The 7,447-nt window shown below is 71.5% G+C and carries 6 protein-coding genes; 1 reads left to right on the top strand and 5 read right to left on the bottom strand.

The genetic code is table 11. The features are described from left to right. The 4 genes from QZ433_RS12770 to QZ433_RS12755 form a co-directional block, all read right to left on the bottom strand. Window positions 1-384 (bottom strand): cytochrome c oxidase assembly protein (locus tag QZ433_RS12770; RefSeq protein ID WP_295784135.1); only part of this gene is annotated, 384 nt, incomplete at its 3' end. A 183-nt stretch (window positions 385-567) separates the two neighbouring features. Next, on the bottom strand, window positions 568-1,380 hold the full coding sequence (locus QZ433_RS12765) for an SGNH/GDSL hydrolase family protein (protein ID WP_295784126.1): 813 nt from the start codon (window positions 1,378-1,380) through the stop codon (window positions 568-570). A gap of 105 nt (window positions 1,381-1,485) precedes the next feature. Continuing rightward, on the bottom strand, window positions 1,486-2,733 hold the full coding sequence (gene hisS, locus QZ433_RS12760; protein ID WP_295784132.1) for a histidine--tRNA ligase: 1,248 nt from the start codon (window positions 2,731-2,733) through the stop codon (window positions 1,486-1,488). Between the two features lie 89 nt (window positions 2,734-2,822). After that, window positions 2,823-3,428 (bottom strand): MazG family protein, encoded by a 606-nt coding sequence (locus tag QZ433_RS12755; protein ID WP_295784130.1) that lies wholly within the window; start codon window positions 3,426-3,428, stop codon window positions 2,823-2,825. 260 nt (window positions 3,429-3,688) lie between these two features. On the opposite strand from QZ433_RS12755, the gene QZ433_RS12750 reads away from it, so the two are divergent. Next, window positions 3,689-6,361, top strand: a complete 2,673-nt coding sequence (locus tag QZ433_RS12750) for a phosphoenolpyruvate carboxylase (protein ID WP_295784124.1) — start codon at window positions 3,689-3,691, stop codon at window positions 6,359-6,361. A 201-nt stretch (window positions 6,362-6,562) separates the two neighbouring features. Here QZ433_RS12750 and QZ433_RS12745 read toward each other — a convergent pair whose 3' ends face one another. Then, window positions 6,563-7,162, bottom strand: a complete 600-nt coding sequence (locus QZ433_RS12745; RefSeq protein WP_295784122.1) for a gamma carbonic anhydrase family protein — start codon at window positions 7,160-7,162, stop codon at window positions 6,563-6,565. Window positions 7,163-7,447: the final 285 nt, after the last annotated feature.

Here is a 7,447-nt window from a genome sequence, read left to right as displayed (position 1 = left end):
CACCGGATCGACGCGCAGGATGCCGGCCACGGGCGTGAGGAAGAGGCAGAACACCGCGGCGATGACGATGGTGGCGACCATCGCGTTGCCGATGACCCGGGTCACGCGCGACGCGAGGACGCGCTCGCGCACCCGCGCGGGGACGAGGTCGAGGGGGCGCCCCGCGGCGATGCCCGCGGGCACCGCGAAGATGAGCAGGGCGATCCGGGTCGAGAACGCCCAGCGCAGGTCGGCCGAGAAGGTCCCCAGGAAGCCGAGCTCGATCACGGCGTAGGGCATCAGGCCGAGGGCGAAGAAGCCGATCGTGCGGCGCAGCGGCCAGGGCTCCCCTCGGCGACGCACGCGCCGCACGCCGAGAAGGTAGGCGACGGATGCCGCGAAGATCGCGCCGAGGGCGATCGGATCGGCGCGCCAGGTGCTGAGGAAGAAGTCGATGGGAGGCGTGCCGGAAGAGTACGACCGCGGGCTATGGGTCAGCCGAGGGAGAGCCGAAGTCCTGAGTTCTGGCGGGCGCGCTGACCCCGCACCACAGGATTCCGTGGCGACGCCGGTGGAGGCCGTGAAATCTCAGGAGTTTCGCCCGGTTGGGGTCATATCCGGGAGCGCCGCGAGAACCGCGGGCAGCAGGGCCTCGGCGGTCCGGCGGTAGCCGAGGGCGCTCGGGTGGAAGCGGTCGACGCTGAACATCTCGTCCGGACGTTCCGCGAACACCGGCCCGACCGCGCGGGCCAGAGCGACGACCCGTCCGCCGGCGCGGTGCACGGCACTCCCCTGCGCCGCGGCGAGCTGGCGGGACGAGCGCGCGGCGAGCGCACGGAGCGGCTGCGGGATCGCCCGCAGCGTGCCGAGGTCGGGGCAGGTGCCCACCACCACCGGGATGCCGTCCGCCCGAAGGGCGCGAACGACGTCGGCGAGCTGCTCCGCGGCGCGTGCGGCGGGGATGCGGTGCGTCACGTCGTTGCCGCCGACGACGATGACCGCGATGTCGGCGCGATAGCCCGGGGGCAGCGACGCGAGCTGCGCGGCGAGGGCAGAGGTCTCCGATCCGACCACCGCCGCGGTGCGCAGCCGCACGGGGCGTCCCGCCGTTCGCGCGACGCCCTTGGCCAGGCGCGCACCGAGCGTGTCGCGGCGATGCCCCGCGCCGAGGCCCGCCGCGATCGAGTCGCCCAGCAGCAGCAGGTCGACCGGCCGCCCCGGATGCTTCTTGCGCCGCCACACGCGGTCGGCGTCCAGCGCCTGCTCACCCAGCGGTTTGCCGATCCGACGCCGCGCGATCGCCGCCTGCCGAGAGATGAGCGTCCGCAGGGCAACGGCGGTCGCGCCGAGAACGGCGACCGTCGAGGCGGCGGTCAGGGTCACGGGACGACGCGCGCGCATCCTCCGATGACACCTGCCCGTGGTGAACGCCGGGTGGACGCGTCGTGACGCCACGAGGACGTCGGGCTCCCGGCATCCCGTATCTCCGCCGGGAACGGATCGACCTCAGGAGAGCGGCTTGATCTCCAGCGTGTCGACGGTGGTGTCGGTTCCGACCGACGCGAACGAGGTGTACCCGTCCGCCGCCGAGCGCTCCAGCAGTGCCTTCATGTTCTTCGCCCGCTGCTCGACGCGCACGCGGGCGCCCCCGCCGACGAGTCGCGCCTTCAGCGCGAGAAGACGGTCCAGCGGCACGTCGCGATCGTGCACGAGCACCACCGACCGCTCGCCGTCGGCATCGGCGTCGGGCAGCAGGTCGACGATGCGCTCGAAGCCGATCGAGAATCCGACCGCCGGTACCTGCTGACCCAGGAAACGTCCGATCATGCCGTCGTACCGACCACCGCCGCCGAGCGAGTAGTCGACGCTCGGGTGGGCGAGCTCGAAGATCGTGCCGGTGTAATACCCCATTCCCCGCACGAGGAAGGGGTCGAACACCAGCGGCGCGTCCGCCCCTCGCGCGGCCGCGACGGTCTCGCCGAGCGCGACGAGGTGGGCGACGACCTCGTCCGGGATGCCGGCGGGAAGAGCCGCGCGGATCCCGGCGTCGTCGAAGGTCGGCGTGACGACGGGTCGGTCGAGGTAGGCCGCGAGGGCGTCGACGGCCGCGGCATCCGCCCCGCGGTCGCGAAGTTCGGCGACGACACCCGCGGGGCCGACCTTGTCGAGCTTGTCGATCGTGATGAGCACCCCCGGGCGCTCGTCGGACGCGAAACCGAAGACGTCCAACATCGCGTCGAGGACGCGGCGATCGTTCACCCGGATCGACCCGCCCTCGAGCCCGAGCGTGTCGAGAACGTCGAGGCTCGCGATCATCAGCTCCGCCTCGGCGCGGGAGGTCGCGTCGCCGATGATGTCGATGTCGCACTGCAGGAACTGGCGGTAGCGGCCCTTCTGCGGACGCTCGGCCCGCCAGACCGGGGCCATCTGGATCGCACGGAACACCGTGGGCAGCTGCGCCCGGTTCGAGGCGTAGAAACGCGCGAGGGGAACCGTGAGGTCGTAGCGCAGGCCGAGGTCGGCGAGGGCGGCCGGGTCGTCCGCGGCGGCGCGGATGCCCTCGGCATCCATCCCCCTCTTCAGGATGCTGAACGACAGCTTCTCGTTGTCGCCGCCGAGACCGGCGTGCAGGCGCCCGTACTCCTCCATGACCGGGGTCTCGATCTCTTCGAACCCGTGCGCGCGGTAGCGCTCGCGGATGACGGCGAGCACGCGCTCGCGACGGGCCTTGTCAGCGGGGAGGAAGTCGCGCATTCCGCGCGGCGGGTTCACGGATGCCACGGTCCCATTCTTCCAGGATCGGCCGGCTCCCCCGCGCGGCGGGTGGACTCCCGGCGTCGCGCTCAACCGGCGGCGGTCTCGGCGGCGCGCACGTCGGCGCGCAGGGCGCGCAGGCGCTCGCGCAGGGCGCGCTCGGCGTCCCAGCCCCGCACGCGGGCGAACTGCACGAGCGTCAGCAGCGCATCGCCGAGTTCGGCCTCGGTCTCGGGGTCCGCCAGGTGATGAGTGGGTGCGGGCACCCCGACCTGCTCCGCCTTCCCGATCACCTTCTGCGCGAGAGCGAGTGAGGGCATGTGGTCGCTGACCCCGTCGAGCACGCTCGTGCGCTCGCGCTTCTCGGCGGCCTTCGCGGCGTTCCAGTGCACGAGCACCTCTTCGGGGGTGGATGCCACGGCCCCCGCGAACACATGGGGGTGACGCCGCACCATCTTCTCGGTGAGCCCCCGCGCGACGTCGTCGATGTCGAAGGGGTCCTCGGGGTCTCCGGCCGCGATCTCGGCGTGGAACAGTACCTGCCAGAGCAGGTCGCCGAGCTCCTCGCGCAGGTCGGCACGCGTGCCCGCTTCGACGGCGTCGATGACTTCGGCGCTCTCCTCCACCAGATAGGGGACGAGATCGCGGTGGTCGATCCGCTGGGTCCAGACGCAGCGCTCGCGCACCGCGTGCATCGTCTCGGCGGCTGCCCTCAGGGCGTCTTCGGTCACGGCGTCTCCCTCCCCGGCGGCGCAGGGCCGCTGTGCCGAGTATCCCCCGCGTGGTCGCTCCCGGATGCGCAACGCAGGACTTTTCCGCACACCACCGAGCAGGTCGGCCGAATATCGCTGCACCCCGCCCGCCCGCCGGAGGAATTCCTGCGTACGGGAGCGGATGACGACGGGACGCGTCGCGCGTCATCTGCTCGACACGCGACGCCGATAATCTGGGGCGTGTGCGTGAACTGACCCCGACCGAGGCCATCGACCTCGTGGGCCGCTTCGAAGCCGGCCAAGAACTGCCCGAACAGATGCGCGCCGACGTGCGCCTTCTCGGTTCGCTCCTCGGCCGAGTGCTGCGAGAGAGCGGCTCCCCCGGACTGTACGACGACGTCGAACGTCTGCGGACGGCGACGATCCAGGCCTACACCGACGAGACGCCCGAGGCGTTCGAGAGGGCCGCCGCGATCGCCGACGGCTTCTCGATCGAACGCGCCGACGAGGTGGCGCGCGCCTTCACGGCGTACTTCCACCTGGTCAACCTCGTCGAGGAGCACCAGCGCGTCCGCGTCCTGCGCGAGCGCGGCGACCGGCCCTCCCGCTCCGGCACTCCCGACACGATCGCCGCCGCCTATGAGCGCCTGTCGAGCGAGGTCGGCGAAGAGACCGCCCTCGCGCGCCTGCAGTCCCTGCGTTTCCACCCCGTGTTCACCGCGCACCCCACCGAGGCGCGACGCCGGGCGATCTCGACGAGCATCCGCCGCCTCTCCGAGCTGCTCGCCGAGCACGACGACGCGGCCGGCAACGACGCGAACGCGCGCCGTGCCGAGCGTCGCATGCTCGAAGAGATTGACACGCTCTGGCGCACCGCTCCCCTGCGACGCGAGAAGCCGTCGCCGGTCGACGAGGTGCGCTCGGTCATGGCCGTGTTCGACGAGACGCTCTACACCGCCGTCCCGCGCGTGTACCGACGCATCGACGACATCCTCCAGGGCGATAACGCCGGCGCCCGCGCTCCGATCGTGAAGCCGTTCGTCCGGGTCGGCTCCTGGGTCGGCGGCGACCGCGACGGGAACCCCTTCGTCACGGCATCCGTCACGCGCAAGGCCGCCGCGATCGCCAGCGAGCACGTGCTCCTGGGCCTCGAGCGCACGACGCAGCGCGTGGGTCGCGGGCTGACCCTGGATGCCGAGACCACACCGCCCAGCGACGCTCTGCTCTCGCTGTGGCACCGCCTGCGCGCGGCCGACGAGGACGCCGCGGCCGAGATCGCCGAACGCTCCCCCGACGAGCCGCACCGCCGAATCCTGCTGCTGCTCGCGCGCAAGATCGCCGCGACCCGCACCCGCAACGCGGATCTGGCGTACCGCGACCCCGAGCACCTGCTCGCCGACCTGCGCACCGTCCAGGACTCCCTGGTCGCGGCCGGCGCGGCCCGTCAGGCGTACGGGGCGTTGCAGCGCCTCGTCTGGCAGGTCGAGACCTACGGTTTCCACCTCACCGAACTCGAGGTCCGTCAGCACTCCGCCGTCCACCGCAAGGTGCTCGACGAGCTGCGCGCGGGCGGTGTCCGCAGCGAGCTGACCGAAGAGGTCCTCGAGGTGTTCCGCTCCATCGCCTTCGTCCAGGAACGCTTCGGCCCCCGCGCCGCGGGCCGCTACATCGTGTCGTTCACGCAGTCCGCGCAGGACCTCGCGAACGTGCACGAGCTCGCCGGCTATGCCGTCGGCCCCGGCGAGCAGCCGCCGGTCCTCGACGTCATCCCCCTGTTCGAGACCTTCGCCGACCTGCAGGCCGCACCCGGCATCCTCGCCGAGATCGTGTCGCATCCCGCGTTCGTGGATCGTCTGGATGCCACCGGCCGCCGCCTCGAGGTCATGCTCGGCTACTCGGACTCGTCGAAGGACGTCGGCCCCGTCGCCGCCAACCTCGCCCTGTACGAGGCACAGGCGAAGATCGCGACGTGGGCCGAGGCCGAGAAGATCGAGCTGACGCTGTTCCACGGCCGCGGCGGTGCCCTGGGTCGCGGCGGCGGCCCGGCGAACTCGGCGATCCTGGCGCAGCCGCCGCATTCCGTGGACGGCCGCTTCAAGCTCACCGAGCAGGGCGAGGTCATCTTCGCGCGGTACGGCGACCCCGACATCGCGATGCGTCACATCGACCAGGTCGCCGCCGCGGTGCTCACGGCGTCGTCGCCCTCGATCGAACACCGCAACCGCGGAGCCGCCGAGGCCTTCGCCGACGTCGCGCAGACGATGGACGTCGCCTCGCGCGAGCGCTTCTTCGCCCTCGTCAAGGCGCCGGGCTTCGCCCCCTGGTTCGCGACGGTCACCCCGATGGAAGAGCTCGGCCACCTCGCCCTCGGGTCTCGTCCCGCGCGCCGCGGGCTGTCGGTGGAGTCGCTCGAGGACCTGCGCGCGATCCCATGGGTGTTCTCGTGGACGCAGGCCCGCATCAACCTCGCGGGCTGGTTCGGTCTGGGGACGGCCCTGGATGCCGTCGCCGACGAGCAGCGCCTGCGCGAGGCCTATGAACGGTGGCCGCTGTTCCGCACGATGATCGACAACGTCGCGATGAGCCTGGCGAAGGCCGACGAGCGCATCGCCCGTCGATACCTCGCACTCGGCGACCGCGACGACCTCGCCCAGCTCGTCATGGACGAGATGCTGCTCACTCGATCCTGGGTGGAGCGCATCACGGCCGGCGATCTGCTGGGCAACAAGCCGGTGCTGCAGCGCGCGGTGAAGATGCGGAGCCCGTACGTCGACGCGCTGTCGTTGCTGCAGCTTCGCGCTCTGCGCGCGCTCCGCGACACGCACGGTGAGAACCCGACTCCGGATGCCGATCACCAGCGCCTGCTGCTGCTCTCGGTCAGCGGCGTTGCGGCCGGGCTGCAGAACACCGGCTGAGCGGCATCCGTCCGATCATCCGAGCGCCGGCTCCCCCATGGGGGCCGGCGCTCCGTCGTCCTCGCGGTGCTCCTGGGCTCCTGCGTGACAGTCGTGTGGAGCCGGGTACGGCACGCCAATGTCGGCACCACGGGCACAGCCTCGCCCGCCGCGCGTCCGCACGACGGTGCGGCGCCGCCGGGTCGCCGCGGCCCGGCGGAATCAGTCGATGCGACGGTCGGCGGCGTGCCGAGCGAGACTGCGACCATACCTCTCGGTGAGCTGCACCATGAGATCGGGCGTCTCGCGGTCCAGGCCGAACACGTAGCCCGGGAAGTCCAGCTCTCTCTGCGCCACCCAGATCTCCTCGTGGCGATCCGGCGGCAGGATGCGGAGAGGATCACCCACCGCCACCCATGAGATCGGCACGATCGTCTGCGGGGGCAGGACGGTTCGCAGATGCACGACAGCGTTGATGCGGACCTCACTGCCGGCTCCGATCTCGGCGCCGTTGAACACCCGAGTCCCCGTCGCGAGGAAAACCTCCTCGCCCACGTCGGCTCCCGCGATGCTCGCCATGGGCCCGATCAGCGTATGCGCTCCGATGTGCACCGGATGCGTCGAACTGGCTCGCACGAGGGCGTTCTCCATGACGATCGCGTTCTCACTCAGATGGATGGGGCTCCCCTCCGCGGTGACGACCGCCCCGTGCAGGATCTGGCAGCCGGCGCCCACGGTCACGTCGCCGCTGATGACCGCCGTCGGTGCGACGACGGCGGAGGGGTGGATCCGTGGTTCCGATCCCAGGTGAGCGAAGAGCATGGCGCGTCCTTCCGGCAGGTGGGGACAGCGTAGCCGTGGGTCTCTCGGGGGCGCCAGATGAATGTCGCGGGGGTGGTCGAGCGTCGGGGCGGGCGGTCTCGGATGCCCTCGGGCCCCGGCTCGTGTCGAGGCTGTCGACCAGCGCTTCAGCCCGGAAGGAAACTGCCCCGTAAATGCGAAATGGCCACCCAGCGTTGGGTGGCCATTTCGGCTGAAAAGAAGTCCGGCGGTGTCCTACTCTCCCACAGGGTCCCCCCTGCAGTACCATCGGCGCTGAGAGGCTTA

Source organism: uncultured Microbacterium sp. (genome assembly GCF_913776565.1).
Taxonomy (GTDB): Bacteria; Actinomycetota; Actinomycetes; order Actinomycetales; family Microbacteriaceae; genus Microbacterium.
Note: the sequence above shows the minus strand (reverse complement) of the source record. Positions and strands in the feature narration are given on the sequence as shown.